Origin of the sequence: Muricoccus radiodurans, from assembly GCF_050154705.1 — a bacterium.
Taxonomy (GTDB): domain Bacteria; phylum Pseudomonadota; class Alphaproteobacteria; order Acetobacterales; family Acetobacteraceae; genus Roseomonas; species Roseomonas radiodurans.
Window position 1 is genome coordinate 2,389,698 of the sequence record NZ_CP189561.1, and the last position, 26,972, is coordinate 2,416,669.

The window sequence follows — 26,972 nt, forward strand, 5'->3', positions numbered from 1 at the left end:
CGGTAAAAAAGACCACACTTTTTTGTGTAAACCAGACCTTACCCGGCCCCCTTCACAAGTCTTGACGCCCCGAGTTCATGATCATCAACCCGTTAATACCTCAGCAGACCACGCGAGTTCTTGACCGACCCGGCGAGAGACCGGGCGCCGCTACTTCTGCGCCTCCAGCAGCGCCATCAGCCCCTCCAGGATGCGGGCCGGGGATGGCGGACAGCCGGGGATGACAAGGTCCAATGGCAGCACCGCCCCCGCCCCATCCTCCACCGCGTAGGACCCGCGGAACGCGCCGCCATCGGCCGCGCAATCCCCCACCGCCACCACCCAGCGCGGCTCCGGCATCGCCGCCAGCGTGCGCTGCGCCGCCTCCGCCATGTTCGCGGTCATCGGCCCCGTGACGATCAGCACATCTGCATGCCGCGGCGAGGCCACCACGCGGATCCCGAACCGCTCGATGTCGTAGAGCACGCCGTTCAGCGCGTGCAGCTCCAGCTCGCACCCGTTGCAGGACCCCGCATCCAGTGCCCGGACCGCCAGGCTGCGCCCGAGGCGCGCGCGCGACGCCGCCTCCAGCCGCGCGCCCAACGCCGCGACCGTGTCCGCCGGCACCGTCGGCGCCGGCTCAGTCAGCGGGCGGGAGACGAGCGACCGGGCGAGGCGCGACCAGAGCATCAATCCTCCTTCGGCTCGGCGAAGGTCAGGCGGTTGCCGAAGGGATCGGTCACCGTCACCGTCAACGCCCCCCAGGGCGCTTCCTCGATCCCAGGCTTCGCGTAGCGGTAGTCCTTCCCGCGCAGCTCCGCGTGCAGCGCGTGGACGCCCCGCATGTACAGGAGCAGACCCGTCCCCGGCGTGCCGTCCCCGTGATGCTCCGACAGGTGCAGGGCGACACCGCTGCGCGAGACCTGCGCGTAGAGCGGGAAGTTCTCGCCGAAGCGGTGCTCCCAGTCCCAGCTGAAGCCGAGGAAGCCCGCGTAAAACTCGCGCGCCTTCGCCTCATCGAAAATGCGGAGGATCGGGACGACACGACGCAGAACCGGAGGCTCCGCCTCCGGACCTCCGCCGGGGACTTTTGGTCCCCGGACCCCTGGGGAGGCTGCCGCGAGATCCGGCGAAGCGGAACGCCTCTCCGTCACAGGTCCACCCCGCTGTAGCTGGCGTTGATCGACTTGTTCACCAGCGGAAAGTCGCCGACGATGTTGCCGATCATCGCGGCCTCCAGCAGCGGCCAATGCGCCCACGACGCGTCGCGCGGGAACACCGCGCGGATGAGGCCGCCATCGTCCAGCGCCATCCAGTGCAGCGCCTCCCCGCGGAAGCCCTCCACCAGGCCCAGCCCCTCCCCCTCCTGCGGGCGCAGCGGCACGGACAGGGGACCGTCAGGCAGCGTGGCCAGGAGGCCGTCCAGCAGGCGCAGGCTCTCCCGCAGTTCGTCCAGGCGGATGCGCAGCCGCGCATCCACGTCGCCCTCCGCCCGCAGCGTCACCGCCACATCCTCATAGGGCGCGTAACCCGGTGCGTCCCGCGCGTCGAAGGGCCGGCCGGACGCCCGTCCCACCACCCCGCCGGCCGCGAAGCGCGTCGCCAGCGCCTCCGGGATCGTGCCCGTCCCGATCGTCCGGTCGCCAAGGCTCGCGTGATCCTCGTACAACGCCGCGAGTTCCGGCAGCGCCGCGGCGATGGTGCCCAAGGCCGCGGTCAGCGCCCGGATGCCGCCCGGCGCCAGGTCCTGCGCCACGCCGCCGGGCAGGATGCGGTCCATCATCAACCGGTGTCCGAAAGCCGCGTCGCAGGCGCGCAACAGCCCCTCCCGCAGCATCCCCGTCCGAGCATGGGCCGCGGCGAAGGCGGCGTCGTTCAGCACGGCGCCCCAGTCGCCCAGGTGGTTGGCCACCCGCTCGCACTCCGCCATCACGGCGCGCAGCGCGAGCGCGCGCGGCGGCGGCTCCGCCCCGGTCGCGGCCTCGGCCGCCATCGCGAAGGCCCAGGAATGCGCCACGGTGGAATCGCCGGAGATCCGCGCGGCGTAGCGGGCGGCGGCGCGCGGCGACTTGCCGAGCATCAGCCCGATCGTCCCCTTGTGCGCGTAGCCCAGCCGCGTCTCCAGCCGCACGATCGTCTCGCCGCGCACGTGGAAGCGGAAATGGCCGGGCTCGATGATCCCGGCATGCACGGGGCCGACGGGGATCTGATGCACCCCCTCCCCCTCCGCGGGCAGGAAGGCCGGCTGCGGCGGCGCGACGGAGCGACGGACCGGGCGGCCGGAGAGCGGCATCTCGAAATGCCAGCAGCCATGGTCCAGCCAGGGCCGCAGGTCCACCCCGCCCACGGCCTCGATCGCCCAGAGGTCGCGCACCGCCCGCTCATACCAGGCGGCACCCGGCCGCACGGGGGAGAGCGCGGCGTAGCGCCCCTCCCGCAGCGGCGCCGAGGCGAGCAGCAACGACCGATGATCCGGCATCAGGAAGGCGGCGTGAACGAAGCCCGGCTCGGCCCAGAGCCCCATCAGTTCCAGTTCCGGCTCCGCCGCCAGCGCGGCGGGCAGCAGGGACCAAGATTCGGCCGTCAGCAGGTAGCGCTGATGGGATCGGCCCAGCGGGTGCGGCCGCCCGTTGCGGATGATCGCGGTGGCAGGACCGTGGTTCGCCGGGGCGCTCATGGCCGCAGCACCGCCGCGGCATCGGCCAGCATCCCGTTCCCCAGCCCCAGCCCGATCGCCAACGCGAGCAGCAGGTGCAGCCAGAGCGGCCCGAGCACGCCGGAGGGCCCGATCACCGGCACGCCGGGCGGTGCCGGCGCATCCGGCGTGGCCGGCCCGAGGCAGAGCGCCCCGATCGCCCCCACCAGCGCCGCCGCGGCGACCACCAGCCCGATGGCCAGCGGCACCAGCAGCCACGGCGCGGCCCCCGCGGCCGCCAGGGCCATGCCGATCTCCGTCGCGAAGAAGGGAAAGGGCGGCAATCCCGCGAGCCCTGCGAGGGCCAGCGCCAGGCCCCAGCCCAGGACGGGATGGCTCCCCGCCAGCCCGCCGATCCGCGCCACCTCCTGCCCCCCCTTCAGGATGCTCGCCGCCCCCACCGCGAAGAAGGCCGCGCCCTTGATCAGGGAGTGCCCGGCCATGTGCAGCACCCCCGCGACGGGCGCCCCCAGGCCGAAGGCCAGAGCTGCCAGCCCCATGTGCTCGATGCTGCTCCAGCCCAGCAGCCGCCGCGCGTCGCGCCGCCGCCATAGGGAGAAGGCCGCGATCAGCAGGGACAGCAGCCCCAACGCCACGAGGAAGGGCCCCGGCGACACCGCCGCCGCGTTGCGCCCTACCACATTGGCCACGCGCAGCACCGCGTGCAGCGCCACGTTCAGCAGCAGCCCGGACAGCACGGCGGAGATGGCGGTCGGCCCCTCCGCATGCGCATCCGGCAGCCAGGAATGCAGCGGCGCCAGCCCGGCCTTCGTCCCGTAGCCCACGAGCAGCAGCACGAAGGCGAGCGACAGCAGCCCGCCATCGGCTGCCGCCGCGATGCCGCCCAGGGCCGCGAGCGACAGGCGCGCCGCATGATCGGGCAGATGCGGCTGGCCCGCCATGGCCAGCACGATCGTCCCGAACAGCGCCAGCGCGATCCCGGTGCCGCAGAGGATGAAGAATTTCCACGCCGCCCCGATCGCCGCCGGCGTGCGATGGACCGCGACCATCAGCACGGTCGCCAGCGTCGCCACCTCGATCGCCACCCACATCAGGCCGAGATTGTCGGCCAGCAGCGCCAGGTGATGGGCGCCGAGAAAGGCCTGGAACGCGGCGTGATAGGCGCGCGCCGCGACGGGCGTGAAGCCCTCCGCGTGGAAGGTCGCGGCGGAATAGGTAGCGGTGGTCAGCCCGACCACGGCGCCGAGCAGGAGCAGCGCGGCGTTCAGCCCGTCCAGCGCCAGCAGCCCCGGCTCGCCGCGCGGCACCAGGACGAGAGCCAGGAGCACCAGCAGCAATCCCAGCCCGCTGGCCGCGATGTTGCCCAGCGCCGCCATCCGGGCATTCGCCAGGGCGCCGAGCGCGCCGGCAGCCAAAAGGGGCAGCAGCGGCAGGAGCCAGAGCATCACGCCCCCTCCTCCCGCACCGGCGGCGGCAGGCCGTCCCGCAGCAGATGCGCGAAGAAGCCGGCCACCAGCGCCACCGCCAGCACCAGCGCCGCGACGGACAGTTCCACCAGCAGCGGCATCCCCTGCACGCCGATGGCGGCCAGGATCACGCCGTTCTCCAGGCTCAGCAGCCCCACCGCCTGCCCCACCGGGGACCGGCGCGTCAGCATCATCAGCAGCGCCAGCAGCACGACCGAGAGCGCGATGGCCAGGTCCTCCCGCGCCAGCACCCCGGCGGCGCTGGTGACAGGCAGGACCACCACCACGGACAGGCCCACCAGCCCCACCCCCAGCACCAGCCCCGGGCCGATGCCGAGCGCCGGCTGCACCCCGCGGTGCAGGTTCAGCCGCCGCGACAGCCGCCCGAGCGCGGTGGGGATCAGCACGCCCTTGGCGGCGAAGGTGATCAGCGCCGTCAGGAACAGCCCCGCGGCGTCCTGCACCCAGCCCTGCCAGGCGGCGGCCAGCGCCAGGATCGTCCCCTGGGCCGCGAAGGCCGCGATCACCGCCCGGTTCCGCCGCTGGTACAGCAGCACGAAGGACAGCAGCAGCACGAGCCCGGCCAGCAGGTGCGAGAGGTCATAGGGAAGCTGGCCGAAGCGCATCAGCGGACCGCCAGGGAACGGAGGAGGAGGTCCAAGGCCGCCCTCACGCGAAACCGGTGGAGACGAAGAGCAGCACCGCCGCCAGCAGCCCCAGCAGCAGCGCGGCGCCGAGGAACTCCGGCACCCGGAAAACCCGCATCTTCGCGATGGCTGTCTCCACCACGGCCAGCGCGAGCGCCAGCACGCCCATCTTGGCCGCCCAGGCTGCCAGCCCGACGGCCCAGGGCACCGGCCCCGCCCCGGCCGGCGCCATGCCGAAGGGCGCGAAGATCGTCGCCAGCAGCCCGAACCAGACGAGCAGCCGCAGCGCCGCCCCCATCTCCCATAGCGCGAGGTGGCGGCCGGAAGCCTCCAGCAGCATCGCCTCGTGCACCATGGTGAGCTCCAGGTGGGTGGCGGGGTTGTCCACCGGCACGCGCCCGGCCTCAGCGATCGCGACCGCCAGCAACCCGACGAGGACGAGGGCGAGGGAGATGCGGAGCGTCGGCGCCGCGTCGGTGAAGGCGGTGCCGATCGCGTCGAGGTTGGTCCCGCCGGCGATGATCGTCAGCGTCAGCGCCGCCAGCACGAGCGTCGGCTCCGCCAGGGCGGCGAAGGTGATCTCCCGCCCCGCGCCCAGACCGCCGAAGGCCGTGCCGGCATCTATCCCCGCCAGCACCAGCGCTGCCCGCGCCAGCGCCAGCAGCCCGGCGACGAGGATCAGATCCGCCGCCGGTCCCAGCGCCATGCCGAGGGCGAAGGAGGGCACGAGGATCGCCGCCGCGAAGGTCGCCGCCAGCGCCACCACTGGCGCGACCTCCGTCACGGCAGAGGCGTTCTCGGCCAGCACCGGGCGCTTCCGCAGCAGCTTCCGCAGGTCCCGCCAGGGCTGGAGCGGGGAAGCACCGCGCCGGCCAAGCATGCGCGCCTTGAGCCACCGCACGATCCCGACCAGCAGCGGCGCCGCCACGACCATCAGCGCGGCGTGCAGAAGCTGGGTGATGAGCGCCGCGGCGCCGGAAAGAACCTCGCTCACGCCCGCTCCAGCCAGGCCACCAGGGCCAGCAGGGCGAGCAGCACCCCGAAGGACAGGGCCAGCCCGCCATGGGCCGAGAGGCCCCGCAGCCGCTCCGCCCACGCCGCGGCCACGTCCCGCACGGCCCCGAGCGGCGCCAGGAGCAGGGAGAAGGCGGGGTCGCGCGCCGTGGCGAACAGACGGGCGGGCCGAGGGTCCCCGGGCGGCGCGGCCTCCACCACCTCCCGCGCGCCCAGGACGGCGCCGCCCAGCACGCGCTCGATCGGCTGCGCGAGGCCGGCGGCGGAGGGCTGGGCCAGCGGTTCGCCGAAGGGCAGGTGCGGCGGCGGCGCCATGAAGCCATTGTCCCAGGCCGGCGCCCGCGCCACCCCTGCCGGCGAGGCGCGCCGGACCGCCCAGGCGATCAGCACGGACAGGCCGGCCAGCAGCGCCGCCACGACCAACGGCAGGTAGAACGAGGCCTCTCCCGCCCGCAGGGTCACGAATCCGGCGGGCCGGTCCGCGACGTGGCGCGTCGCCACCCGCAGCGCCGGCGCGGCCAGGTCCAGCATCGGTCCGGGAAGCAGCCCCAGCACGAGCGTCAGCCCGGCCAGCGCCACCAGCACGAGGGTCGCGAGGCGCGCGCCCTCCCGCGCCCCGAGGGTCCGGGGATGCCGGGGACGGCCGAGGAACACCACCCCGAACAGCCGCAGCATCGCCGCCGCCGCCAGGGCCACGGCCAGCCCGAACAGGGCGGCCGTCGCGGCCGCGCCGAGCTGCAGTCCGATCTCCCCCACCCGCCAGGCCGCCAGCAGCGATTGCAGGATCAGCCATTCCGAGGCGAAGCCAGACAGCGGCGGCAGGGCCGCGGCCGCCGCGGCCCCGATCAGGCAGAGCGCGGCCGTTGCCGGCATGGCGTGGATCAGCCCGCCCAGCCGGTCCAGCGACCGCGACCCGGCGGCCTGGACCACCCCGCCGATCCCGAGAAAGAGGAGCGTCTTGAACACCGCGTGGTTCAGCGCGTGCAGCAGCGCCCCGCCCGCCGCCAGGGCCGAAAGCGTGCCGAGATCCGCCGCCCGGAACACCGCGGCCAACCCCAGCCCCATGGCGACCAGCCCCACATGCTCGATGGTGGAGCAGGCGAGCAGGGTCTTGGCGTCCGTCTCCGTCGCCGCCCGCAGCGCCCCCAGGACCGCGGAGGCCGCGCCGAGCGCGACCAGCGGCGCCCCCCACCAGAGCGGCTGCGCCGGTCCGGCCAGGTCCAGCACCAGCCGCGCGAGGACGTAGAGCGCGACCTTCGTCATCGCCGCGGACATCAGCGCCGAGACGTGGCTCGGCGCTGCGGGGTGGGCCAGCGGCAGCCAGGGGTGCAGCGGCACCAGGCCCGCCTTCGCCCCGCACCCGGCCAGAGAGAGGGCGAGGAAGGCGCCGGCCCGCCATCCCTCCGGCGGCGCGGCGCGCAGGGCGGCGAAGTCGAGTCCCCCGCCACGCGCCAGCAGCGCCAGCGCGGCCAGCAGGCAGGTCCCGGCGAACGCCGCGAAGGCGAGGTAGAGCCGCGCGGCCTCCCGGTTCGCGGGCGCCTCATGGTCCGTGGCAACCAGCGCCCAGGAGGCGAGGGACATCATCCCGAAGCCGAGCAGCAGCGTCGCCCCGTCCCCCGCCAGCAGGGTGATCGCCATGCCGGCGATGAAGGGGGGCACCGGCACCGAGCGCCGCGCGGGCGCCGCGACCTCCCCGGGCAGGGCCCAGAGGCAGGAGGCCGCCGAGGCGACGCCGAGGATCAGGAGGAACCAGGCGGAGAGCCCATCCAGAACAAGCGAGGTCCCGAGGCCGCCGAGGCGGAAGGGCAGCACCAGCGGCACCGCCGCCGTCCCGGAGAGGAGCGAGGCGATCGCGACGAGGGCGAATCCGAATCCGGCGACCACGCCCGCCCCCAGCGCCGCCCAGGCCGCCGGGCGGCCAGCCGCGCGCAGCGCCAGCGCGGCTGGCGCGGCAAGCAGCAGAAGCGCGAGAAGGATCACGAGACCGGACACTGCGGCGAGGATAGAGGCGCCCCCGCCGGGCGACGAGGGGTCCCCTGAGCCGTGGCAAGCGATGAAATCCTGTCCACCCGTCCCATCGGGCGCGATTCGTTACGAATATAGGAGCATATCGGGCCTAGGCAGCGCTGGGTGCGGCCGGTAATGGGCCGAAGGTGCGCCCAGTTCAGGGCGAGCGGAGGGAACAAAGCTAAATGGAGCGACGCAACTTCCTGACCGGCGCCCCGGTGGTCGCCGCCACCGGCCTGACCGTGGGACTCGCCACCCCGGCCATCGCCCAGTCCGCACCCGAAATCCGCTGGCGTTGCGCGTCCTCCTTCCCCAAGAGCCTCGACACGATCTACGGCGCCGGTGAGCGCGTGGCCCAGCGCGTGGCCGCCCTGACCGAGGGCAAGTTCCAGATCCGCATGTTCGCCGCCGGCGAGATCGTGCCGGCCTTCGGAACGGTGGATGCGGTGCAGCAGGGCACGATCGAGTGTGCCCACACCGCCTCCTACTACTTTGTCGGGAAGGACCCGACCTTCGCCTTCGACGGCACCATCCCCTTCGGCGCCAATTTCCGCCAGATCACCTCCTGGCTCTACGCCGGCGGCGGGCGCGAGGTGATGCGCGAGTTCTTCGAGGGCTACAACATCGTCTCCATCCCCGCCGGCAACACGGGCGCCCAGATGGGCGGCTGGTTCCGGAAGGAGATCCGCACGGTCGCCGACCTGCAGGGGCTGAAGATGCGGATCGGCGGCTTCGCCGGGAACGTCATCCAGAAGCTCGGCGCCGTGCCGCAGCAGATCGCCGGCGGCGACATCTACCCGGCGCTGGAGCGCGGCACGATCGACGCCGCCGAGTGGATCGGCCCCTATGACGACGAGAAGCTCGGCTTCAACCGCGTCGCGCCCTACTACTACTACCCCGGCTGGTGGGAGGGCGGGCTGAACCTCTCCCTCCACGTCAACAAGGCGAAGTGGGACGAGCTCCCCCCGCTCTACCGGGAGGTGATCGAGAGCGCGACCCGCGACGCCATGGTCGAGACGATCGCGAAGTACGACGCCCAGAACCCGCCGGCCCTGCGCCGCCTGGTGGCGGGCGGCGCCCAGCTCCGCGCCTTCCCGCGGGAGGTGATGCAGGCCTGCTACCGCGCCGCCATGGAGCTGTACGACGAGACCTCGGCCGCCAACCCGCGCTTCAAGAAGGTCTGGGACCACTTCAAGGCCTATCGCGACACCCAGATCCAGTGGTTCCGGGTGGCCGAGAATTCCTATGACAGCTTCGTCTATCTTATGCAGGCGCAGGAGCAGCAGCAGGCTGCCCAGCCCCGGCGGTAATCAGGATCAGGTGCCATGAAGCCGTTGCTCGCCTTCTCGCGCGTGGTGGACAGCATCAACGCGGTCTTCGGCAAGGCCGCGGACTGGATGACGCTGTTCGCCTGCGTGATCAGCGCGGGCAACGCCTTCGTCCGCTACGGCATCTCCTACTCCTCCAACGCCTGGCTGGAGGTGCAGTGGTACCTCTTTGCCGGGATGGTGATGCTCGGCGCCTCCTACACCCTCTTCCGGAACGAGCACGTGCGGGTGGACATCGTCTACGGCTCGGTGGGGGAGCGGACGCGTCTCTGGATCGACGTGCTCGGCATCGTCGTCTTCCTGCTGCCGGCCATGGGGCTGCTCGCTTGGATGACCTGGCCCTTCTTCGTGGACAGCTTCCTCCGGGGCGAGACCTCGCAGAACGCGGGCGGGCTGCTCCGCTGGCCCGTGAAGATCCTCCTGCCGCTCGGCTTCTTCCTCATCTTCTTTCAGGGCCTGTCGGAGCTGATCAAGCGCGTCGCGCTGCTGATCGGCGAGAAGCCGGAGAGCGAGGCGGTCGTCACCTATGAGCGGCCGCTTCAGTAAGTGAACCAGAACTCGGGCCGGACGCCGCCACGATGACCGAAGAGATGATGCCGCCGCTGATGTTCGGCGGCCTGGTGCTGTTCCTGCTGATCGGCTTCCCCGTCGCATTCTCCCTGGCGGCGGTGGGGCTGTTCTTCGGCTTCATCTCGCTGGAGCTGGGCTTCTTCACGCCCGCCTTCCTCTACAACCTGCCGCTGCGGATCTTCGGCATCCTGTCGAACGACCTGCTGCTCTCCATCCCCTTCTTCACGCTGATGGGCGCCATCCTCGAACGATGCGGCCTCGCGGAGGACCTGCTGGAAGGAACGGGGCAGCTTTTCGGCAAGGTGCCGGGCGGGCTCGCCTTCGCGGTCATCCTCGTCGGCGCGGTGCTCGGCGCCATCACGGGCACGGTCGCGGCCTCGGTCATCGCCATGGGCATGATCTCGCTGCCCATCATGATCAAGTACGGCTACGACATGCGGATCGCGACGGGCGTGATCGCGGCCTCCGGCACCATCACCCAGCTCATCCCGCCCTCCCTCGTGCTGATCGTGCTCGGCGACCAGCTCGGCAAGTCGGTGGGCGACATGTATGCGGGCGCCATCGGGCCCTCCATCCTGCAGGTCCTGCTCTTCATCGGCTTCATCGCCGGCGTCGCGATCTTCGCCCCCCACAAGGTCCCGCCCCTGCCGGACGAGGCGCTGGGCACCCGCGGCTGGCCGCTGATCTGGCGCGTGGCCAAGGGCATGGTGCCGTCCATCGTGCTCATCTTCCTCGTGCTCGGCACCATCTTCCTCGGCCTCGCGACCCCGACCGAGGCGGGCGCCATGGGCGCCGTCGGCGCGGTCGTGCTGGCCATGATCAACGGTCGCTACTCCTGGAAGCTCCTGCGGGAAGCGATGGAGAACACGATGCGGATCACCGCGATGGTGATCTTCATCCTCCTCGGCGCCACGGTCTTCTCCCTCGTCTTCCAGGGCGTGGATGGCGGCCTGTGGCTGGAGCACCTCCTCTCCCACCTGCCCGGCGGTCAGGTCGGCTTCCTCGTCTTCGTCAACATCTTCGTCTTCTTCCTCGCCTTCTTCCTCGACTTCTTCGAGATCGCCTTCATCATCATCCCGCTGCTGACGCCCGTCGCGGCGAAGATGGGCATCGACCTCGTCTGGTTCGGCGTGCTGCTCTGCATCAACCTCCAGACCTCCTTCATGCACCCGCCCTTCGGCTTCGCGCTCTTCTACCTGCGGGGGATCGCGCCGAAGACCGTGCTGTCCCGCGACATCTACTGGGGCGCGGTGCCCTGGCTGCTGCTGCAGGTGCTGCTGGTGGGCGTCGTCATCGCCTGGCCGGAGAGCGTGACCTACTGGCTGGACAAGGGCACGGGCGTGGACCCCTCCACCGTCCGGATCGAGGTGCCGATGCCCGACACCGACGACGAACCGCCGCCCGTCGTCTTCCGCTGAGGGCGGGGTGTTCGGCGCGGCCCTGGGTGCGGTCCGCCGTCTCCTGGGCCGCTGGCGGGAGACGATCCGCGCCCCGGGCTGGGCGGCGGAGCGCGGCCGGATCCTGCTGATCGGCCCGACCGGGGCGGGCAAGAGCACCCTCGTGAACGCCTTCCTCGGCGCCGATACGGCCGGGGCAGGCTCCGGCGCCCCGGTGACGGCCGGCACCACCTGGCACACCTCGGATGGCCACCCCGTCGCCTTCGGCGACACGCGCGGGCTGGAGGTGGCGGACAGCGCCGAGCAGGTCGCCCGGCTGGAAGCGGCGCTGACCGGCCTCGACGCCGAGGTCCGTCCTCACCTGGTCTGGCTCGTCGTCAACGCGGAATCCGCCCGCGCCTTCGCGGGGGAGGGCACGCTGGGCGCCGTCGCCGCCGCCCTGCGCGGGGCCGGCATCCCCGCCCTCGTCGTCCTCACCCACGCCGAGCCGGGGGAGGAGCATCACGCTCGCCTCCGCGCCCGCATCGCGGCCGCCATGCCGGATGTCCCGGTGCTTCCCGTGAACACGTGCACGACGCGGGCCGGGGATGGCACGGAGCTGATCGCCCCGCACGGGCTGGACGCGCTGCGCGACGCCTCCCTCCCCTTTCTGCCGGATGGCGCCCGGCGCTGGCCGTCCATGACCTGAGAGGTCATGGAATCCCGGATGCGCGCCGGTCAGGGTCACCGGGTCAGCATCGCCGGAGAAACCCGTGACCGCCTACGCCGTCGGCCAGCTTCATGACGTCTCCATGGGCCCGGAGATCGTCGCCTACCTCCAGGGGATCGACGCCACCCTCGCCCCGTTCGGGGGCCGCTTCATCATTCATGGCGGCCCGATCCAGGCGCTGGAGGGAACGCCCGCCGGCGACCTGATCGTCATCGCCTTCCCCGACATGGACCGGGCGCGCGGCTGGTACGATTCGCCCGCCTATCGCGCCATCCTGCCGCTGCGCACGAACAACGCCCGCGGCGTCGCCTTTCTGATCGAGGGCGTGCCGGACGATCACCGGGCGACGGACATCCTCACGGGGTGAAGCTCGGCACCCCGCCGCGGAAGGGCAGGAGCAGCAGCTCCCACCACGCCATGTGCGCCACCCCGTAGAGCCCGGCCTTCCACATCAGGGCGGAGCGGAAGCCGAACATCACCACCAGCATCGGCAGGAGACCGAGCGCCGCCGTCCAGAGCAGCTCCCGCCGCACCGGCCCGGTCAGCGCGTCCGCCAGGGCCAGGGCCACCCGGTCCCGGTCGTCCTGGTAGAAGGTCCGCGCCGCCCGGATGGCGAAGCGCGGCACGAAGGAGGCGGCGCGGCCGATGTCGGTGATCTTCGCCTCCAGCAGCGTGATCGCGTGGCGCGCGAGGACGAAGAGCGCGAAGCGGAAGACCGGCGCGCCCCGCAGCAGGAACAGCGCCCGCGCCAGCGGCCAGGAGGAAACGATCCCCTGGGCGAAGTGGAACAGGTACCAGAGCAGCACGGCCGCCGCCCCCGCCAGCGCCCAGCCGAGATTCGGCAGGTAGGGGGCGATGAAGGCGAGGAAGAAGAAGATCGCGGTGACGCAGATCGCCACCAGCGCCTCGGACGCGACGTAGCGGAAGACGGCATTGCCGATGAAGGCCTCCACCGCCGGCTCCAGCTCGGCCGCGAGGTCCGCCTCGCTCCCGGCCAGGAGGGCGGCGATGAGGGAGGAATCGTCTCCCTGGGGGGCGGGGCCGCCGAGGCCGCGCGGGTCGGAATGGACGGGGGCGGGCATGGGGGGCAGATTTCGCGCGATGCCGGTCCGCCCCGTCAATCCCGACCCGATCGCCCTCGCGCTCGACTATGCCCGGGACGCCGTCATGGGCGGCGATCCGCTGCCCCTCCTGCTCCTCTGCACGAAGCGGGAGCGGCGGGACGTGGCCGCCGCCGCCGGGCTGGAGCCGACCGAGGACCCGATGACGATCGGGGCCGCCCTGCGCCCCCTGCTGGTCGAGGGGTCGGGCGCGCCACCGGCCCTGCACGCCCTGCTGACGGCGCTGCGGGTGAAGAAGCTCTCGGCCCTGGGCGACCCGGCGCCGGTCGCCCGCGGCTTTGCCCGCCCGCCGCGGCCGCGGGGAAGCTGGCTCGGCCGGCTGCTCGGCCGCGGCGCCACCCTGCTGGACGAGGCGGTGAGCATCGTCCCCGGTGTGGAGGAACGGCTGCGCGGGATGCGCCGGGCCAACGTGCTGCTCGCCGGCCGGTCCGGGGCGGGCAAGAGCACCCTGGTCAACGCCGTCTTCGGCCGCGTGGTGGCCGAGGCCGGGGAGGGCGACGCGGTCACCACCGCTGTGACCTGGTACCACCACCCCTGCGCGCCGCTTCACCTGGCGGACACGCGCGGCCTGGAGCCCGGCGCCTATCGCGAGACGCGGGCGGTCATCGAATCGGAGCTGACCCGCCTCGCCTCCCTCGTGGACGAGGAGGAGCGGCTCCACCTCGCCTGGCTCTGCATCGACTCCGCCGGGGAGCGGGTGGAGCCGGCCGACCAGGATCTCGCGAAGCTGCTGGCCGAGCAGGGCGTGCCGGTCATCGTCGTGCTGACCAAGTCCTGGGGGGAGGACCGCCTCTCCGACGCGGTCCGCGAGCTGATCCCGGAGGCCCGGGCGGTGCTGCGCGTCGTCGCCGCCCCCCGCCTCTTCGCCAATGGCGCGAAGGTGGAGAAGCAGGGGCTGGAGGAGCTGGTGGAGGCGACCGTCGCCGCCCTGCCGGAGGGCCGGCGGGCCGCCGCCGCGGCCGCCAACCTCGTGGCGCTGGCCCCGAAGATCGCGGAGGCGGAGGCCGCCGTCGCCGCCCATGCCGCCGCCGCCGCCGCCGTCGCCGCCACCCCCCTGCCCTTCGCGGACGCTGCCCTGCTCTTCGGGATGCAGGCGAAGATGATCGTGGACGTCACCATCCGCATGGGCACCCCCGCCGAGCAGATGCCGATCAAATCCGTCGCCGCCGCTCTGCTGGGCCCGGCCGCCGCCGGGGTGGGCGGGCGCATCGCCGCGCGGGCGGTGGGCAACCTGCTGAAGCTCATTCCCGGCGTCGGCACGGTCGCGGGCGGCGCGGTGAACGCGGCGGTGGCCTATGGCCTGACCCTCGGCCTCGGCCAGGCTTATCTCTCCTTCCTGAAGGACCGCTGGGCCGTGCTGGAACGGCCGCCCACCCTGCAGGAGGTGGTGGAGTTCCTCGGCCGCTTCCGCATCAAGGGGTAGCGGGCGGCGTCCCGCCCCCCATACTGCCGCCCATCCTCGGAGTAGCCCTGTGAAGCCCACCGTCCTGATGGTTCCCCGCCTGCCCGCCATCGGCGCGGACCGGCTGCGGGAGGAGTACGACCTCCTCGGCCCCATGGCGTCGCCCACGCCGGACGCCCTGCCGCCGGGCGCGGAGCGGGCGCGGGCGATGGTGACGATGGGCAGCCTGAAGACGACCGAGGCCCTCATCTCGGCCCTGCCGGCGCTGGAGCTCGTCTCGGTCTGGGGCACGGGCTACGACGCGGTGGACCGGCCGGCCCTCGCGAGACGCGGCATCCGGCTCTCGAATGCGGGCGACGCCAACGCGCCGATCGTCGCGGAGATGGCGATGGGCCTCGTCCTCGCGACCACGCGTCTGATCGCGGCGGGCGACCGCTACGTCCGCGCCGGCCGCTGGAAGGGCAACGCGGTGGAGCGGATGCCGATCATGCCCGGCCTGGCGGGCAAGCGCCTGGGAATCTACGGGCTGGGCGCCATCGGCACCCGGGTCGCCGCCCGCGCCGCGCCTTTCGAGGTGGAGATCGGCTACCACAACCGTCGCCGCCGCGATGACGTGCCCTACGCCTATTTCGACAACCTCCTCGCCCTGGCCGAATGGTCCGACGTGCTGGTCGTCGCCGTGCGCGCGGGGGCGGAGAACAAGTATTCCGTGAACGCCGAGGTGCTGCGCGCCCTCGGCCACACGGGGCACCTCGTGAACATCTCCCGCGGCATCGCCGTGGACACGAGCGCGCTCTGCGACGCGCTGGAGGCCCGCAGCATCGCCGGTGCGGCGCTGGACGTGTTCGAGAATGAGCCGGAGGTGCCGGATCGCCTGAAGGCGCTCGACAACGTCGTGCTCACCCCGCATCTCGGCGCCAACACCCAGTATTCCCACGTGGCCCAGGCCCGGATGATGCTGGACAACGTCGCCGCCCACTTCGCCGGCCGCCGCCCGCCGGGGCTGGTGGAGGACTAGCGTTCAGCTCTCCAGCGTGCCGGGGTCGAAGACCTCCTCGATGGTGAGGCGCCGCCTGGACAGGTGCTGGTCGTGCGACCAGCGCAGGATCGCCTCCAGCTCCACGCGGTTCGCGTCGATGCCGTAGGGCCAGGGATCGTCGCCCAGCTCGGCGCGGGTCTCCGCCCAGGCCTCGGCGTGCCAGGGCAGCATCAGCGGTGGTGCAGAGGCCCGTGTCATCGCATCCATCTCCGCGATCGCGATCCGCTTCGCCGCCTCGAACGCATCGAGCAACCGGCGGCCAAGGCCCGTGTCGCGCGCCAGGATCTCCGCCCGCACCCCGATCACATGCATGATCGGATGGAATCCCGTGCGGCGGTGGAAGGCGATCTCCGCCGCCTTCGTGTCGGGAAACAGCCTGATGACGCGCGGATCGCCCGTCGCGAAGGCGTCGGGCGGCGTGGGCGAGAAGATCGCGTCCAGCTCGCCGCGCAGCAGCGCCGCGTTCAGCGTGTCGCCCTCTGCCAGCGGCGCCACGTCCATGTCATCGGGCAGTTCCAGCGGCAGCCGTTCCTTTCGCCCCGCCTTGTTCGTCCCGGCCGTGCGATACCGGATCGCGTTCACGTCCACGCCGTGATCATCCGCCAGGATGCCTCGCACCCAGAGGCCGAGCGTCATCTGGTATTCGGGAATGCCGACCAGCCGCCCTTCCAGATCGCGCGGCGAGGCGATCCCGGCCCCCGCCCGCAGGTAGATCGCGCCGTGCCGGAAGGCGCGGGAGATGAAGATCGGCAGCGCCACGTAGGACGCCTGCCCGCGCGACACCTGCAGCAGATGGCTGCTCAGCGACAGCTCGCTCACGTCGAACTCCGCCCGGCTCACCGCGCGCGGAAAACTCTGCTCCGACGCCAGCGGAACCGGCACGATCGTCGCGCCCTCCACCTGCACCCGCCCGTTCAGGATCGGGCGCGCGCGGTCATAGGCGCCACAGGCCAGGGTCAGGGTCGTCATGCGCCATCGCTCGTCCGTCAGGGCGCCGCATCATGCGGCGCCTCCCTTGCCGCGGCGATCCCTCCTCCGACACAGTGCCGACGGAACGTCCGGAGACCCGATCGATGCTGCGCCGACACGTCCTGCTGGGCTCCGCCGCCGCGCTGGCCACGCCGTCCCTCCTCCGCGCCCAGGGCGCCTGGCCGCAGCGGCCCATCACGATCGTCGTCCCCTTCCCGCCCGGCGGCTCCAACGACCTCCTGGCGCGCCCCCTCGCGCAGCGCCTCTCGATCGCGCTCAGCGGCGCCGCCGTGGTGGTCGAGAACCGCGGCGGCGCGGGCGGCGTGGTGGGCGCCACCTCCGTCGCGCGGGCGCCGAAGGACGGGCACACGCTGCTCTGGGGCCATATCGGCACGCTCGCCGTGAATCCCTGGCTCTACCCGCAGATCACCTACGACCCCGTGCGGGACTTCGCGCCCGTCGCCCTCGTCGCCACGTTGCCGAGCGTGCTGAGCATCCACCCCTCCCTGCCCGCGCGCACGGCGGCGGAGTTCATCGCCCTCGCCAAGGCGCAGCCCGGCTCCATCGAGTACGGCAGCGCCGGCAACGGCTCCGCCTCCCACATCACCATGGCGGCCTTCGCGGATGCGGCGGGGATCAATCTCGTCCACGTCCCCTATCGCGGCAACGGACCGATGCTGGCGGACCTGCTGGCCGGGCGGTTGAAGGCGGCCTTTGCCGGCGCGCCCGTGGTCATGCCGGCCGCGCGGGACGGCAAGCTCACCGCCCTCGGCCTGTCCTCCGCCGCGCCCTCCGCATCCCTCCCCGGCCTCGTTCCCGTGGCCGAGGGCGGGCCGGCGGGCTTCGAGCTCGTCCAGTGGCACGGCCTCGTCGCGCCCGCCGGCACGCCGCCCGAACTGGTCGCGACGATGAACACCGCCATCAACGCCGTCGTCGCCGGCCCCGAACTGAAGGAACGCTTCGCGACCGAGGGCGCCGACCCCGCCCCGCGCACGCCGGAGGCCTTCGGCACCCTCATCGCCACGGAGATGGAGCGCTTCCGCGGGCTGGTGCGCCGCGCGAACATCACCGCGGATTAGCGAACGACCGGGCGACCACCGCTCGAATCCCGCCATGGCCTTATCGAAGACCTCACGCCGCAGGGCGCGCCGGTCACGCTAAGGCCGCGCCGCCTCCAGGAATTCGCGCAGCCTCCTTGCCGCGTCGGTCGTCGCCTCCGCGTCGTGGCGAATGCGATGGCCGAAATAGACCCGCTCCCGTGCCGGCGAATCGAAGGCATGAGTCGCGCCGGGATAGACATGCAGCGCGGTGCTCCCGTCCTCCGGCCGCCAGTCGGCTTGGCGCTGCTGACACCGCTCGGCCGGCGTCCAGTCATCCGCGTCGCCGATCAGGATCAGCACCGGACTGGCGATCGGTGGTCCCGCCAGCGGGCACCAGGGATAGAAGGCGACGACCGCCGAGAAGGGTTGTGCTGCCAGGCGGGCAACCGTGCTGCGCAGGGCGACGACCAGCCCGGTCGAGCCGCCATGCGAGAACCCGACGGCCGCGATCCGCCCCGGCTGGATATCAGGTCGGGTCCGCAGATACGCCGCCGCGGCGAAGGCGTCCCCGGCCCGGATCCGGGGAGGCACGCGGGCCGCCGCGTCCGTGCGGGTCCCGGGCGCCACCCGGCCGGCTTCGCCGCAGACGTTGTCCACGCCACGCGGCGTGAAGCTGTCGAGCACCAGCGCGGCATAGCCCCACTGCGCCAGCCACGCCGCCCATCGGCGGACGGTCGGCGTGACGCCCGAGCACCCGTGCAAAAGGACCACCGCGGGGTGAGGCCCGGCACCCGAGGGCAGGTGCAGTTCCGACGTGGCGCTCTCACCGGGAAGGCCCAGGGAATCGGCCCTGATCCGCAAGGATTGCGCGGCCGCGGGCAACGCACAGAGCAGCAGCAATGCCGCCAGCAGGCCAGCCCTGCGGGACGGGCGGCGGCCCCTCCCGTTCCGGTCCAGGGCACCGATGGTCTGCTGGTCAACCATGGCTCCCCTCCGCAGCGGCTTGCCAACGATGCCCGTGCAAATGGGCACCCTCCCATCCGGCCACTGCAAGCCGCTGAGTGGGGGAGAGGGTCGGTGGACGCACTTCCCCGCCCCTACAGCATCGCGAGGGAGCGCTTCCGCTTCGGCGGCGGGAAGGTGGCGTCCAGTTCGCGCATGTCGTCCTCCGTCAGCACGATCTCCGCCGCCGACGCGTTCTGACGGACATGCGCGGGATCGGCCGCCTTTGGGATGGCGATGATCCCCTCTCCGCGCAGGGTGAAGGCCAGTGCCACCTGCGCCGGCGTCGCGCCATGACGCTCCGCTACCTGCCGCAGCGCCGCGTTCCGCAGCAGAGCCCCGCCCTGCCCCACCGGCGAATAGGCCATGACCGGCATCCCGCGATCCCGGCAGAAGGGGATCAGGTCGAACTCCGGGCCGCGCGCATCCAGGTTGTAGAGCACCTGGTCCACCGCGCAGTCCGGCAGCGCCGCACCCAGCTCCTCCAGCTCGTCCACGTCCAGGTTGGACACGCCCCAGCGCCGGATCTTCCCCGCCTCGTGCAGCCGCTCGAAGGCCTCGACCGTCTCCGCAATCGGCACGCTGCCGCTCCAGTGCAGGAGGTAGAGGTCCATGCTCTCCACCCCCATCCGCCGCAGGCTCGCCTCGCAGGACCGGGCCATTCGCGCGCGGGACGCGTTGTGCGGATAGACCTTGCTGACGAGGAAGGCGTCGTTCCGCCGCCCCGCGATCGCCTCCCGCACCACCTCCTCCGCGCCGCCGTCGGCGTACATCTCCGCCGTGTCGACCAGCGTCATGCCGAGGTCGAGGCCCAGCCGCAGCGCCGCCGCCTCCGCGCGCCGGTCGGACCCGCGCTCCCCCATGTGCCAGGTGCCCTGTCCCAGCGCCGGAACCTCGGTCCCGTCGGGCAGTCGGACGGTTCGCATCAGCAGCGCCGGTGCGTCTTCAGCGCACCGGTCCGCAGGTTCATGGAGGTCCAGGAATCCGGGTTCACCGTGTAGACGAAGCGGTCCCCGGTCTCGTTGTTGCGGCTGCCGACATCCACCGCCACGCGGGTCATGATGCGGTTCCCCTCGATCCCGATGATCTTCTCCTCCGCCAGGTTCCGCCGGCCGTTCGGGAGCTGCCAGATGAAGCGGATGACATCGCCCTCCACCACCACGGTGCCGTAGCGGCCGCCCTGGCAGGACCACCCCTCGGGATAGCGCCAGTTGCCGATGAAGTTCTCCAACGGTCCCGGCGCCTGGAACTGGACCGGGGTGACCTCGGCCAGCGCCGGCCCGGCAGCCAGCGGGCCGAGCAGCACCGCGGCGAGGCCCCGCCGCAACCGCCCTTTCAGCTTCTGTCGCATGGCGCCGGGCCTCCTCCGCCCGCGCGCAATCTGCCAGCGGTGAGGGCCGGCGCAAACGGGACGGCCCATCACGCGATCGCGCAGCGCCGCCGGTCCGGGCCGCTGGCATCCTGGCGCGCATGAGCCGCCTCGCCGCGATCCTCCTCCTGCTCGCTGCCCCGGGCGCGATCCTCTCGGCCCCCGGCGCCCTGGCCCAGGCCGACAGCTTCGGCCCCTGGCTCCTCACCTGCACCACCGACCGGATGACGGACGCGACCGACTGCCGGATGCTCCACCGCCAGCCCGTGCAGCCCGCCGCGCCGGGCCAGGCGGCCCTGACACTGGAGGTGACCGAGCGCAACCGCCGCCTCGTGCCCGTGGTCACCGCCCGCGACCTGTCGCTGGAAGGCGCGGCGCGCGGCGTGCTGGCGCTGACGGGCAGCGCCCAACTCCGCTTCCCGCCGAACCGCCTCTTCGACATGCCCTGCGCGCTGGAGGGGGTTTCCCTCGTCTGCGCGCCGCGGGAGGCGGACCTGGCGCGGGCCGCGGCGGAACTGCCGGGGGCGGACCGGGTCCTGATCCGCATCACCGGGCTTCTTGTCCCGCGTGACCAGGCCATGGCCGAGCCGGTGGAGCTGCGCCTCTCCGACACCCCGGCCGCCCTTGCCCGGCTGCGCGCGCGGGTGCCGGAGGGCCTCGCCGCGCCGCCGCCCCGGCCGGGCCTGGACCTCTGGGACGTCCTGGACCGTCTGCGCCGGCTCCTGGAGCGCTGACGCCGCGGACGGGCGCCTCAGGCCGCGTCGTCCTCCAGATCCCGCCGCGCCGGGTCGCGCCGCAGCAGCAGGAAGCCGAGCGCCACGGACACCGCGAAGAGCCCGGCGCCCATCGCGAGCTGCGCCGTCCGGTCCACCGCCACCCCATCGCCCAGCAGGGCGAAGACCGCGGTCTGCGGCACGTAGCCGATGGCCGAACCCGCGAGGAAGGGCAGCAGCCGCACCCCGGACAGACCCGCGAGCAGGTTGAGCGCGAGGTTGTTCCCGATCGGCAGCAGCCGCAGCGCGAGGGTCGAGGAGAAGGGATGCGCCGCCAGCCGGTCGTGCAGCGGCCGCAGCCGCCGCCCCAATCGTCCCGAGAGGCGCCGCGCGGCCCAGTCCCGGCCGATCATCCGCGCCCAGCCGAAGGAGACGGCGCAGCCCACGAGCTGCGCGACGAGCGAGAGTGCCACCCCCAGCGGCGCCCCGAAGGCGTAGCCGCCGAGGAAGGCCACCGCCTGCCGGGGCAGCCCCGCCGCCGCGGCCGCCGTCCCGACCGCGAGGAAGATCGCCTCCCCCCAAAGCCCCTGGCCCCGGATGAAGTGGTCCACCCAGGCCATGCCGGTGTCCGTGCCCGGCGCGAAGCCGAGGACGCGGATGATCCAGCCCGCCAGCGCCAGCCCGGCGGCCAGCATCGCCATCCGGCCGGCGGCCACCCAGGCGGGGGAGGCCGAGCGGGGAGCCGTGTCCGCCATCACGGCCCGTCCCCCGGCACGGCCGGGTCCTCCAGCAGGCGCGGGCGCTTCCAGCGGCGCTGCAGCCACATCACGCCCAGCAGATCCACGATCCCCACGGCCAGCCGGTCCAGCGTGCCGTAGTTCGACATGCCCCGCAGCCTCGGGCGGTGCCCCACGGGCTCGCTGACCACCCGGCCGCCGCCGCGGATGACCAGGGCGGGCAGGAAGCGGTGCATGTGGTCGAAATGCGGGAGCGACAGGAACAGGCTGCGGGAGAAGACCTTCAGCCCGCAGCCCGTGTCGGGCGTGGCATCCCCCAGCAGCCGGGCCCGGACCCGGTTCGCGACCCGGCTCGTCCAGCGCTTCGTCGTGGTGTCCTTGCGGGTGGTGCGCCAGCCCGCGACCATGACCGCCTCCCCTTCGGCCTGCGCGCGGGCCCAGAGGCGGGGGATGTCGGCCGGGTCGTTCTGCCCGTCCCCGTCCAGCGTCGCGATCCAGGGTGCGCGGGCCGCGCGGATGCCCGTGACGATCGCCGCCGACTGCCCGCAGGACGCGGCGTGCCGGAGCAGCCGGACCGGCGCCGAGGCTCCCGCCTCGCGCACCGCCGCCGCCGTGCCGTCGGTGGAGCCGTCATCCACGTAGACGACCTCGTGCGGCACCCCGGCCAGGGCGGCACCGATCTCGGCCACGAGCGGCCCGATGTTCGGCGCCTCGTTGCGGACGGGCACGACAACGGAGATCGCGGGGACCGGGAGGGCGGGCGGTCCGCCCCCGGCGCCCTCGGGGCGTCCCGGCACGGGCGGTGAAAGCGGGGCGGACATGCGGCGGCGGGGGGTAGCAGGGGCCGGGGGGAGCGTCCAGAACTCGGCCCCTCGATCACCCCGCCCCTCGGCGGCGGCTCTCCCCTGTGTCGGCTGCGCAACAGCAGCGACCGGACCTCGCGCCCGTCCCAAGCTGGCGTCATGTTGCCGGTCTTGAGACGCCCGGGCATCGCCAGCCGGGGCACACTATATCCGGACTCCATGCCCTTCGACGCCCAGGCCCCCTACCACCCCACCGTCGCCGCGCCCGAACGCCGCGGGCAGGCCGTCGCGCTCTGGCTGCTGGCCGTCGCCGGCATGGTCTGGGTGATGGTGGCGATCGGCGGCGCCACGCGGCTGACCGGCTCCGGCCTGTCGATCATGGAATGGGCGCCGTTCCGCGGCTTCCTGCCGCCGACGAGCGACGCGGAGTGGAACCGCCTCTACGACCTCTACCGCACCATCCCGCAATACGAGCTGGTCAACCGCGGCTTCGGGCTGGAGGGCTTCAAGGGCATCTTCTGGCTGGAGTGGATCCACCGCTTCTGGGGACGCCTGATCGGCCTCGCCTATGCGGGCGGGCTCGCCTGGTTCTGGCTGCGGGGTCGCATCCCCGCGGGACTCGGCGGCCGGCTGGTCGGGCTGCTGATCCTCGGCGGCCTCCAGGGCGCGGTCGGCTGGTTCATGGTCGCCTCTGGCTTCGAGGCGGACCGGACCGCCGTCTCCCCCTGGCGGCTCGTCATCCACCTCAGCCTCGCGCTGCTGCTCTTCGCGATGCTGCTCTGGACCGCGCTCGGCCTGCTGCGTCCGAACCGCGATGCGCCGCCGGAGGCCGCGCGACTGCGGCCGCTGGCCCATGCCTCGGCGGGGCTGGCGGTGCTGGCCATGCTGGCGGGCGGCTTCGTGGCGGGCATCCGCGCCGGCCTCGACTTCAACACCTTCCCGCTGATGGATGGACGGCTGGTGCCGGAGGGCTACGCCGCCCTGTCCCCCGTCTGGCGCAACCTGATCGAGAACGTGGCGGCGGTGCAGTTCAACCACCGCCTGCTGGCCACGCTCACGGCGGCAGCGGTCGGCACCCTCGTCGTCCTCGCCTGGCGGCGTCTGCCGCGCGGCGGGGCGCGGGGCGCGGTCCTGCTCTTCGGGGCGGCGGTCGCGGTCCAGTACGGCCTCGGCGTGCTCACGCTGCTCCATCGCGTGCCGGCCGCGCTCGGCACGATGCACCAGACGGTTGCGGTCGGCGTGCTCGCGGCGGCGCTGCTGATGCTGCACGCCCTGCGCGGCCCGCGCCCGCCCGATCCGGCCCGCCGCCCTTGAGCGATCCCGCCTCCCCGCCCGCGCCGTTCCGGTCCGCGCTGGACGCGTTGGCGGCCGGGGTCTCGATCTACGACGCGGAGGGCCGGCTCGCCTACGCGAACCCCGCGCTCTGGCGCCAGGCCGGAGTGGATCCGCTCCCGCCCGGCACGCCGATCGCGGAGGTCGTCGCCTGCCTCGCGGCCTCCGGGCATTACGGCCCCGGCGACCCGAACCGCCGCATCGCCACCATCGCCCGGCTCGACCGCTCCCGCCCCCGGCGGCACCTGACGCGCAACAACGCCGGCCGTTGGCACGAGCTGACGAGCCATCCCCTGCCCGAGGGCGGCAGCATCGGCCTCTCAGTGGACGTGACGCAGGCGCACCGCTCGGATTCCGAGGCGGCCACCCGCGCCGCCCTGCTGGAATCGATCCTGGAAGGCCTCGCCGGCGGGGTCGCCGAGTACGACCACCACAGCCGCCTGCGTTACTTCAACCCGGCCTACCGCGCGCTGATCGGCGCACCGTCCTCGGCGCTGCAGCTCGGCATGACGCTGGCCGAGGTCTACGCGCTGCTGGAGGCCGTCGGCCAGCTCAGCACCCTCAGCCACGAGGAATTGCTGGGCCTGCCCCGGACCCGGCTCGACGGCCCCCGCGACACCACGCGCACGCGTCCCGACGGCACGGTCCTCTGGGGCCGCATCCGCCCCTTCCCCGAGGGCGGGCACCTCGTGGAGGTCAGCGACATCACGGCCGTCCGCCGCGCCGAGGCGGAGGCGCGGGAACGGGCGGCGCTGCTGAACGGCGTGCTCTCCGCCATCCCCCACGGCGTCTGCGTCTACGGCCCGGACGGGCGCGTGACGATGGTGAACGCGGCCTATCAGCGGATCATGGCGGGGAGCGAGGTCCGCATCGGCGAGAGCCATGACGAGATCACCGCGCGCCGCATCGCGGAGGGCGAGTACGGGGGCGAGACCCCGGAGGCCGTGCGCGCGGCGCTGGCGAACTTCCGCCAGCCGATCGCGAACGACCGGATCCGGACGCGCCCCAACGGCACCGTGCTCTCGATCCGCGTCGCCCGACTGCCGAATGGCGGCCACGTCACGGTCATGACCGACATCACCGCCCGCCACCGGGCGGAGGAGGAGGCCCGTCGCCGCGCCGAGACCCTGCGGAACATGCTCGAGAACCAGCCGGACGGCATCGCGCTGTTCGACCCGGCGGGGATGCTCATCGCGTCCAACGCGCTCGCCGCCCGCATGATCGGCCTGACGCCGGAGGAGATGGCCCCCGGCCAGCACCTGCTGGACCTGCGCGGCCGCCAGCTGCTGGGCCCGGAATTCGGCACGACGGAGGAGGAGCGGCAGGCCTTCATCGCCTCCCGCCCGATGGCCATCCATCGGGAGCGCTACATCCGCCGCCGACCGGACGGCACGCTGCTGGAGGTGCGGACCGACCCGACGCCGGATGGCGGCTTCATCCGCACCTATCGCGACGTCACGGAGGAGCGGCGCATCCGCTCCGAGCTGGAGGCGGCGCGCGACGCCGCCGAGGCGGCCTCGCGCGCCAAGACCCGCTTCCTGGCCACCATGACGCACGAGCTGCGGACGCCGCTGCACGCCGTCATCGGCTTCTCCGAGGCGATCCGGGAGGAGACGCGCGCTGAGGTGATGCGGGCCCACGCGGCTGAGGTGCTGGAGGCGGGGCGGCAGCTGCTGGGCCTCGTCGACGGCATCCTGGAGGCGTCGCGAATCGAGGCGGGGCTGCTCTCCGCCGGCGGCACCCTCTTCGACCCAGCGCCGGTGCTGCGGGCCGCGGCCGCGACGGTCGCGCCGGCGGCCGACGAGCTCGGGATCGCGCTCGACATGGACATCCCGCGCCGGCTTCCCCATCTCAGGGGAGAGCCGGCGCGGCTTCAGCGGGTGCTGGACGCGCTGCTCTCCAACGCGATCAAGTTCACGCCCTCCGGCGGCCGCGTGCTGCTCGCGGCGGAGGCGCCGAAGGGAGGGGAAGGGGTGACGAAGGTGCGGGTGACGGACACCGGCATCGGCATGGCCCCGGAAAGCATCCCCCGCGCCTTCGAGGCTTTCGTGCAGCTCGAGAGCGGGCTGTCCCGGCGCTATCCCGGTTCGGGCCTCGGCCTCTACCTCGCCCGCGCCGCGGCGGAGTCGATGGGAATGGCGCTGACGCTGGAGAGCGCGCCGGGCGCGGGCACCACCGCGCGGCTGGAGATGCCGGTGGCCTCGAAGGAGGCCGTGAAGGAAAGGTCTGCCCATGAGTGACGAGACGGCGCTGGAGGCCACCGCCCGGCTGTTCTTCCGGGAGCTGGATCCCGGAGCGGCGATGCGCCTGACATCGGACGCCCTGGCGGGATCGGAGGATGGCGAGCTCTTCCTCGAATACCGGGAGAGCGAGATGACGAGCCTCGAGGACGGGCGCATCCGCTCCGCCTCCTTCGACACGCAGCGCGGCTTCGGGCTGCGGTCCGTGCGCGGCCCCGCGGCCGCCTATGCCCATGCGGGAGAGGTGTCGGAGCCCGCGCTCGCCCGCGCGGCGGAGGCGGTGCGCGCCCTGCCCGGCGGCGCCTCCGCCAGCGTGTCGGAGCCGCCGCGCCCGACGAATGCCCGCCTCTACAGCCCGGCCAACCCGCTGCACGGGGTGGACTTCCCCGCCAAGGCCGCGCTGCTCGCCGAGATGGACGCCTATGCCCGCGGCCGCGATCCGCGCGTGGTGCAGGTGATGGCCTCGCTGGTCGGTGAATGGCAGGCCGTCCGCATCCTGCGCGCCGACGGGCGGGAGGTGGCGGACCTGCGCCCGCTGGTGCGGCTGAATGTCTCGGTCGTGGTGGAATCGAACGGGCGCCGGGAGACCGGCGGCACCGGCATCGGCGGCCGCTTCGGCTATGACCGCCTGCTGGCCGAATCCTCCTGGAAGGGCGCGGTGGACGAGGCGCTGCGCCAGGCCGTGCTGAACCTCGACAGCGTGCCCACCCCCGCCGGGGAGATGGAGGTGGTGCTCGGCCCGGGCTGGCCGGGCATCCTACTGCACGAGGCGATCGGCCACGGGCTGGAGGGCGACTTCAACCGCAAGGGCACCTCCGCCTTCGCCGGGCTGATGGGCCAGCGCGTGGCATCCCGGGGCGTGACGGTGGTGGATGACGGCACCATTCCCGACCGCCGCGGATCGCTGACCGTGGACGACGAGGGCACCCCCTCCGGCCGCACCGTCATGATCGAGGACGGCATCCTCACGGGCTTCATCCAGGACCGGCAGAACGCCCGGCTCATGGGCGTGTCCCCCACCGGCAACGGGCGGCGCCAGAGTTATGCGCACACGCCGATGCCGCGCATGACGAACACGGTGATGCTCGGCGGCACGGACGACCCCCAGGAGATCCTCCGTTCCGTGAAGAGGGGAATCTACGCGGTGAACTTCGGCGGCGGGCAGGTCGACATCACGAACGGCAAGTTCGTCTTCTCCCTGAGCGAGGGCTACATCATCGAGGACGGCCGGATCGGCGCGCCGGTGAAGGGCGCGACCCTCATCGGCGACGGCCCCTCCGCCCTGACGCAGGTGACGATGATCGGCAACGACCTGTCGCTCGATCCGGGCATCGGCACCTGCGGCAAGCAGGGTCAGGGCGTGCCGGTGGGCGTCGGCCAGCCGACGCTGAAGATGACGGGGCTGACGATCGGCGGGACTGCGGTCTGACGC

General features: G+C 73.1%; 26 protein-coding genes. 12 read left to right on the forward strand and 14 right to left on the reverse strand.

Features of this window, described 5'->3' with window-relative positions; genetic code table 11:
- Positions 1-150: 150 nt before the first annotated feature.
- The 7 genes from ACP6CK_RS11705 to ACP6CK_RS11735 are packed head-to-tail and all read right to left on the reverse strand — an operon-like array spanning position 151 to position 7,742.
- On the reverse strand, positions 151-669 hold the full coding sequence (locus ACP6CK_RS11705) for an NADH-quinone oxidoreductase subunit B family protein (protein ID WP_426959115.1): 519 nt from the start codon (positions 667-669) through the stop codon (positions 151-153).
- Entirely contained in the window at positions 669-1,133 is a 465-nt protein-coding gene (locus tag ACP6CK_RS11710) for a glyoxalase superfamily protein (protein ID WP_426959116.1), read from the reverse strand. Before ACP6CK_RS11710 ends, ACP6CK_RS11705 begins: the two co-directional genes overlap by 1 nt.
- On the reverse strand, positions 1,130-2,656 hold the full coding sequence (locus ACP6CK_RS11715) for an NADH-quinone oxidoreductase subunit C (protein WP_426959117.1): 1,527 nt from the start codon (positions 2,654-2,656) through the stop codon (positions 1,130-1,132). Before ACP6CK_RS11715 ends, ACP6CK_RS11710 begins: the two co-directional genes overlap by 4 nt.
- On the reverse strand, positions 2,653-4,080 hold the full coding sequence (locus tag ACP6CK_RS11720) for a proton-conducting transporter membrane subunit (protein ID WP_426959904.1): 1,428 nt from the start codon (positions 4,078-4,080) through the stop codon (positions 2,653-2,655). The genes ACP6CK_RS11715 and ACP6CK_RS11720 overlap by 4 nt, the downstream gene beginning before the upstream one ends.
- A complete protein-coding gene (locus ACP6CK_RS11725; protein WP_426959118.1) occupies positions 4,080-4,727 on the reverse strand; it encodes a hydrogenase-4 component E in 648 nt (215 codons plus the stop codon). Before ACP6CK_RS11725 ends, ACP6CK_RS11720 begins: the two co-directional genes overlap by 1 nt.
- Before the next feature lie 43 nt (positions 4,728-4,770).
- Positions 4,771-5,742, reverse strand: coding sequence for a respiratory chain complex I subunit 1 family protein (locus ACP6CK_RS11730; protein WP_426959119.1), 972 nt, complete (start codon positions 5,740-5,742; stop codon positions 4,771-4,773).
- Positions 5,739-7,742: a proton-conducting transporter membrane subunit gene (locus ACP6CK_RS11735; protein WP_426959121.1), complete on the reverse strand. Its 2,004-nt coding sequence runs from the start codon at positions 7,740-7,742 to the stop codon at positions 5,739-5,741. Before ACP6CK_RS11735 ends, ACP6CK_RS11730 begins: the two co-directional genes overlap by 4 nt.
- 212 nt (positions 7,743-7,954) lie before the next feature.
- Between ACP6CK_RS11735 and ACP6CK_RS11740 the strand changes: the two genes are divergently transcribed.
- The 5 genes from ACP6CK_RS11740 to ACP6CK_RS11760 all read left to right on the forward strand — a co-directional run bounded on the left by ACP6CK_RS11740 (position 7,955) and on the right by ACP6CK_RS11760 (position 12,140).
- The gene (locus ACP6CK_RS11740; protein WP_426959122.1) at positions 7,955-9,079 is read left to right on the forward strand and encodes a TRAP transporter substrate-binding protein; all 1,125 of its coding nucleotides are present in this window, start codon (positions 7,955-7,957) and stop codon (positions 9,077-9,079) included.
- Positions 9,080-9,094: 15 nt separating this feature from the next.
- Positions 9,095-9,643 carry a TRAP transporter small permease subunit gene (locus ACP6CK_RS11745; protein WP_426959123.1) on the forward strand — a complete coding sequence of 183 codons (549 nt, stop codon included), beginning with the start codon at positions 9,095-9,097 and terminating at the stop codon, positions 9,641-9,643.
- Positions 9,644-9,675: 32 nt separating this feature from the next.
- On the forward strand, positions 9,676-11,085 hold the full coding sequence (locus ACP6CK_RS11750) for a TRAP transporter large permease (protein WP_426959124.1): 1,410 nt from the start codon (positions 9,676-9,678) through the stop codon (positions 11,083-11,085).
- Between the two features lie 7 nt (positions 11,086-11,092).
- A complete protein-coding gene (locus ACP6CK_RS11755) occupies positions 11,093-11,752 on the forward strand; it encodes a GTPase (protein ID WP_426959125.1) in 660 nt (219 codons plus the stop codon).
- A 64-nt stretch (positions 11,753-11,816) separates the two neighbouring features.
- The gene (locus tag ACP6CK_RS11760; RefSeq protein WP_426959126.1) at positions 11,817-12,140 is read left to right on the forward strand and encodes a DUF1330 domain-containing protein; all 324 of its coding nucleotides are present in this window, start codon (positions 11,817-11,819) and stop codon (positions 12,138-12,140) included.
- On the opposite strand, the gene ACP6CK_RS11765 is transcribed toward ACP6CK_RS11760, so the two are convergent.
- Positions 12,130-12,855: a hypothetical protein gene (locus ACP6CK_RS11765; protein WP_426959127.1), complete on the reverse strand. Its 726-nt coding sequence runs from the start codon at positions 12,853-12,855 to the stop codon at positions 12,130-12,132. The two genes, ACP6CK_RS11760 and ACP6CK_RS11765, sit on opposite strands and share 11 nt — an antisense overlap.
- A gap of 19 nt (positions 12,856-12,874) precedes the next feature.
- Here ACP6CK_RS11765 and ACP6CK_RS11770 point away from each other — a divergent pair, with 19 nt between their 5' ends.
- Entirely contained in the window at positions 12,875-14,317 is a 1,443-nt protein-coding gene (locus ACP6CK_RS11770) for a GTPase (RefSeq protein WP_426959128.1), read from the forward strand.
- A gap of 49 nt (positions 14,318-14,366) precedes the next feature.
- Entirely contained in the window at positions 14,367-15,314 is a 948-nt protein-coding gene (locus tag ACP6CK_RS11775) for a 2-hydroxyacid dehydrogenase (RefSeq protein WP_426959130.1), read from the forward strand.
- A 3-nt stretch (positions 15,315-15,317) separates the two neighbouring features.
- On the opposite strand, the gene ACP6CK_RS11780 is transcribed toward ACP6CK_RS11775, so the two are convergent.
- On the reverse strand, positions 15,318-16,304 hold the full coding sequence (locus tag ACP6CK_RS11780; protein ID WP_426959132.1) for an ABC transporter substrate-binding protein: 987 nt from the start codon (positions 16,302-16,304) through the stop codon (positions 15,318-15,320).
- A 104-nt stretch (positions 16,305-16,408) separates the two neighbouring features.
- Here ACP6CK_RS11780 and ACP6CK_RS11785 point away from each other — a divergent pair, with 104 nt between their 5' ends.
- Positions 16,409-17,383, forward strand: a complete 975-nt coding sequence (locus ACP6CK_RS11785; RefSeq protein ID WP_426959134.1) for a Bug family tripartite tricarboxylate transporter substrate binding protein — start codon at positions 16,409-16,411, stop codon at positions 17,381-17,383.
- Positions 17,384-17,461: 78 nt separating this feature from the next.
- Here ACP6CK_RS11785 and ACP6CK_RS11790 read toward each other — a convergent pair whose 3' ends face one another.
- From ACP6CK_RS11790 to ACP6CK_RS11800, 3 genes are all read right to left on the reverse strand, one after another.
- Positions 17,462-18,328 carry a dienelactone hydrolase family protein gene (locus tag ACP6CK_RS11790; RefSeq protein ID WP_426959136.1) on the reverse strand — a complete coding sequence of 289 codons (867 nt, stop codon included), beginning with the start codon at positions 18,326-18,328 and terminating at the stop codon, positions 17,462-17,464.
- Positions 18,329-18,441: 113 nt separating this feature from the next.
- The gene (locus tag ACP6CK_RS11795) at positions 18,442-19,272 is read right to left on the reverse strand and encodes an aldo/keto reductase (protein ID WP_426959138.1); all 831 of its coding nucleotides are present in this window, start codon (positions 19,270-19,272) and stop codon (positions 18,442-18,444) included.
- Complete coding sequence (locus tag ACP6CK_RS11800; RefSeq protein ID WP_426959139.1) at positions 19,272-19,697, reverse strand: hypothetical protein; 426 nt, start codon at positions 19,695-19,697, stop codon at positions 19,272-19,274. Before ACP6CK_RS11800 ends, ACP6CK_RS11795 begins: the two co-directional genes overlap by 1 nt.
- A gap of 119 nt (positions 19,698-19,816) precedes the next feature.
- Here ACP6CK_RS11800 and ACP6CK_RS11805 point away from each other — a divergent pair, with 119 nt between their 5' ends.
- A complete protein-coding gene (locus tag ACP6CK_RS11805; RefSeq protein ID WP_426959140.1) occupies positions 19,817-20,449 on the forward strand; it encodes a hypothetical protein in 633 nt (210 codons plus the stop codon).
- Between the two features lie 17 nt (positions 20,450-20,466).
- Here the strand turns inward: ACP6CK_RS11805 and ACP6CK_RS11810 are convergent, their stop codons facing one another.
- The gene (locus tag ACP6CK_RS11810; protein ID WP_426959141.1) at positions 20,467-21,183 is read right to left on the reverse strand and encodes a TVP38/TMEM64 family protein; all 717 of its coding nucleotides are present in this window, start codon (positions 21,181-21,183) and stop codon (positions 20,467-20,469) included.
- The gene (locus ACP6CK_RS11815; RefSeq protein ID WP_426959142.1) at positions 21,183-21,986 is read right to left on the reverse strand and encodes a glycosyltransferase family 2 protein; all 804 of its coding nucleotides are present in this window, start codon (positions 21,984-21,986) and stop codon (positions 21,183-21,185) included. Before ACP6CK_RS11815 ends, ACP6CK_RS11810 begins: the two co-directional genes overlap by 1 nt.
- Before the next feature lie 201 nt (positions 21,987-22,187).
- Between ACP6CK_RS11815 and ACP6CK_RS11820 the strand changes: the two genes are divergently transcribed.
- Genes ACP6CK_RS11820 through tldD form a run of 3 tightly spaced genes read left to right on the forward strand, consistent with a single transcriptional unit; the run spans position 22,188 to position 26,969 of the window.
- Complete coding sequence (locus ACP6CK_RS11820; protein ID WP_426959143.1) at positions 22,188-23,282, forward strand: COX15/CtaA family protein; 1,095 nt, start codon at positions 22,188-22,190, stop codon at positions 23,280-23,282.
- Positions 23,279-25,540, forward strand: a complete 2,262-nt coding sequence (locus ACP6CK_RS11825; protein ID WP_426959144.1) for a PAS-domain containing protein — start codon at positions 23,279-23,281, stop codon at positions 25,538-25,540. Before ACP6CK_RS11820 ends, ACP6CK_RS11825 begins: the two co-directional genes overlap by 4 nt.
- Positions 25,533-26,969 carry a metalloprotease TldD gene (gene tldD, locus ACP6CK_RS11830; protein WP_426959145.1) on the forward strand — a complete coding sequence of 479 codons (1,437 nt, stop codon included), beginning with the start codon at positions 25,533-25,535 and terminating at the stop codon, positions 26,967-26,969. Before ACP6CK_RS11825 ends, tldD begins: the two co-directional genes overlap by 8 nt.
- Positions 26,970-26,972 lie beyond the last annotated feature (3 nt).

Coding starts and splice junctions, on each gene's coding strand:
- ACP6CK_RS11725 (WP_426959118.1), bottom strand. CDS start 4,727: ATGCGCTTCGGCCAGCTTCCCTATGACCTCTCGCACCTGCTGGCCGGG.
- ACP6CK_RS11770 (WP_426959128.1), top strand. CDS start 12,875: ATGCCGGTCCGCCCCGTCAATCCCGACCCGATCGCCCTCGCGCTCGAC.
- ACP6CK_RS11790 (WP_426959136.1), bottom strand. CDS start 18,328: ATGGTTGACCAGCAGACCATCGGTGCCCTGGACCGGAACGGGAGGGGC.
- ACP6CK_RS11740 (WP_426959122.1), top strand. CDS start 7,955: ATGGAGCGACGCAACTTCCTGACCGGCGCCCCGGTGGTCGCCGCCACC.
- ACP6CK_RS11785 (WP_426959134.1), top strand. CDS start 16,409: ATGCTGCGCCGACACGTCCTGCTGGGCTCCGCCGCCGCGCTGGCCACG.
- ACP6CK_RS11720 (WP_426959904.1), bottom strand. CDS start 4,080: ATGCTCTGGCTCCTGCCGCTGCTGCCCCTTTTGGCTGCCGGCGCGCTC.
- ACP6CK_RS11815 (WP_426959142.1), bottom strand. CDS start 21,986: ATGTCCGCCCCGCTTTCACCGCCCGTGCCGGGACGCCCCGAGGGCGCC.
- ACP6CK_RS11795 (WP_426959138.1), bottom strand. CDS start 19,272: ATGCGAACCGTCCGACTGCCCGACGGGACCGAGGTTCCGGCGCTGGGA.
- tldD (WP_426959145.1), top strand. CDS start 25,533: ATGAGTGACGAGACGGCGCTGGAGGCCACCGCCCGGCTGTTCTTCCGG.
- ACP6CK_RS11800 (WP_426959139.1), bottom strand. CDS start 19,697: ATGCGACAGAAGCTGAAAGGGCGGTTGCGGCGGGGCCTCGCCGCGGTG.
- ACP6CK_RS11715 (WP_426959117.1), bottom strand. CDS start 2,656: ATGAGCGCCCCGGCGAACCACGGTCCTGCCACCGCGATCATCCGCAAC.
- ACP6CK_RS11765 (WP_426959127.1), bottom strand. CDS start 12,855: ATGCCCGCCCCCGTCCATTCCGACCCGCGCGGCCTCGGCGGCCCCGCC.
- ACP6CK_RS11745 (WP_426959123.1), top strand. CDS start 9,095: ATGAAGCCGTTGCTCGCCTTCTCGCGCGTGGTGGACAGCATCAACGCG.
- ACP6CK_RS11705 (WP_426959115.1), bottom strand. CDS start 669: ATGCTCTGGTCGCGCCTCGCCCGGTCGCTCGTCTCCCGCCCGCTGACT.
- ACP6CK_RS11820 (WP_426959143.1), top strand. CDS start 22,188: ATGCCCTTCGACGCCCAGGCCCCCTACCACCCCACCGTCGCCGCGCCC.
- ACP6CK_RS11750 (WP_426959124.1), top strand. CDS start 9,676: ATGACCGAAGAGATGATGCCGCCGCTGATGTTCGGCGGCCTGGTGCTG.
- ACP6CK_RS11780 (WP_426959132.1), bottom strand. CDS start 16,304: ATGACGACCCTGACCCTGGCCTGTGGCGCCTATGACCGCGCGCGCCCG.
- ACP6CK_RS11805 (WP_426959140.1), top strand. CDS start 19,817: ATGAGCCGCCTCGCCGCGATCCTCCTCCTGCTCGCTGCCCCGGGCGCG.
- ACP6CK_RS11810 (WP_426959141.1), bottom strand. CDS start 21,183: ATGGCGGACACGGCTCCCCGCTCGGCCTCCCCCGCCTGGGTGGCCGCC.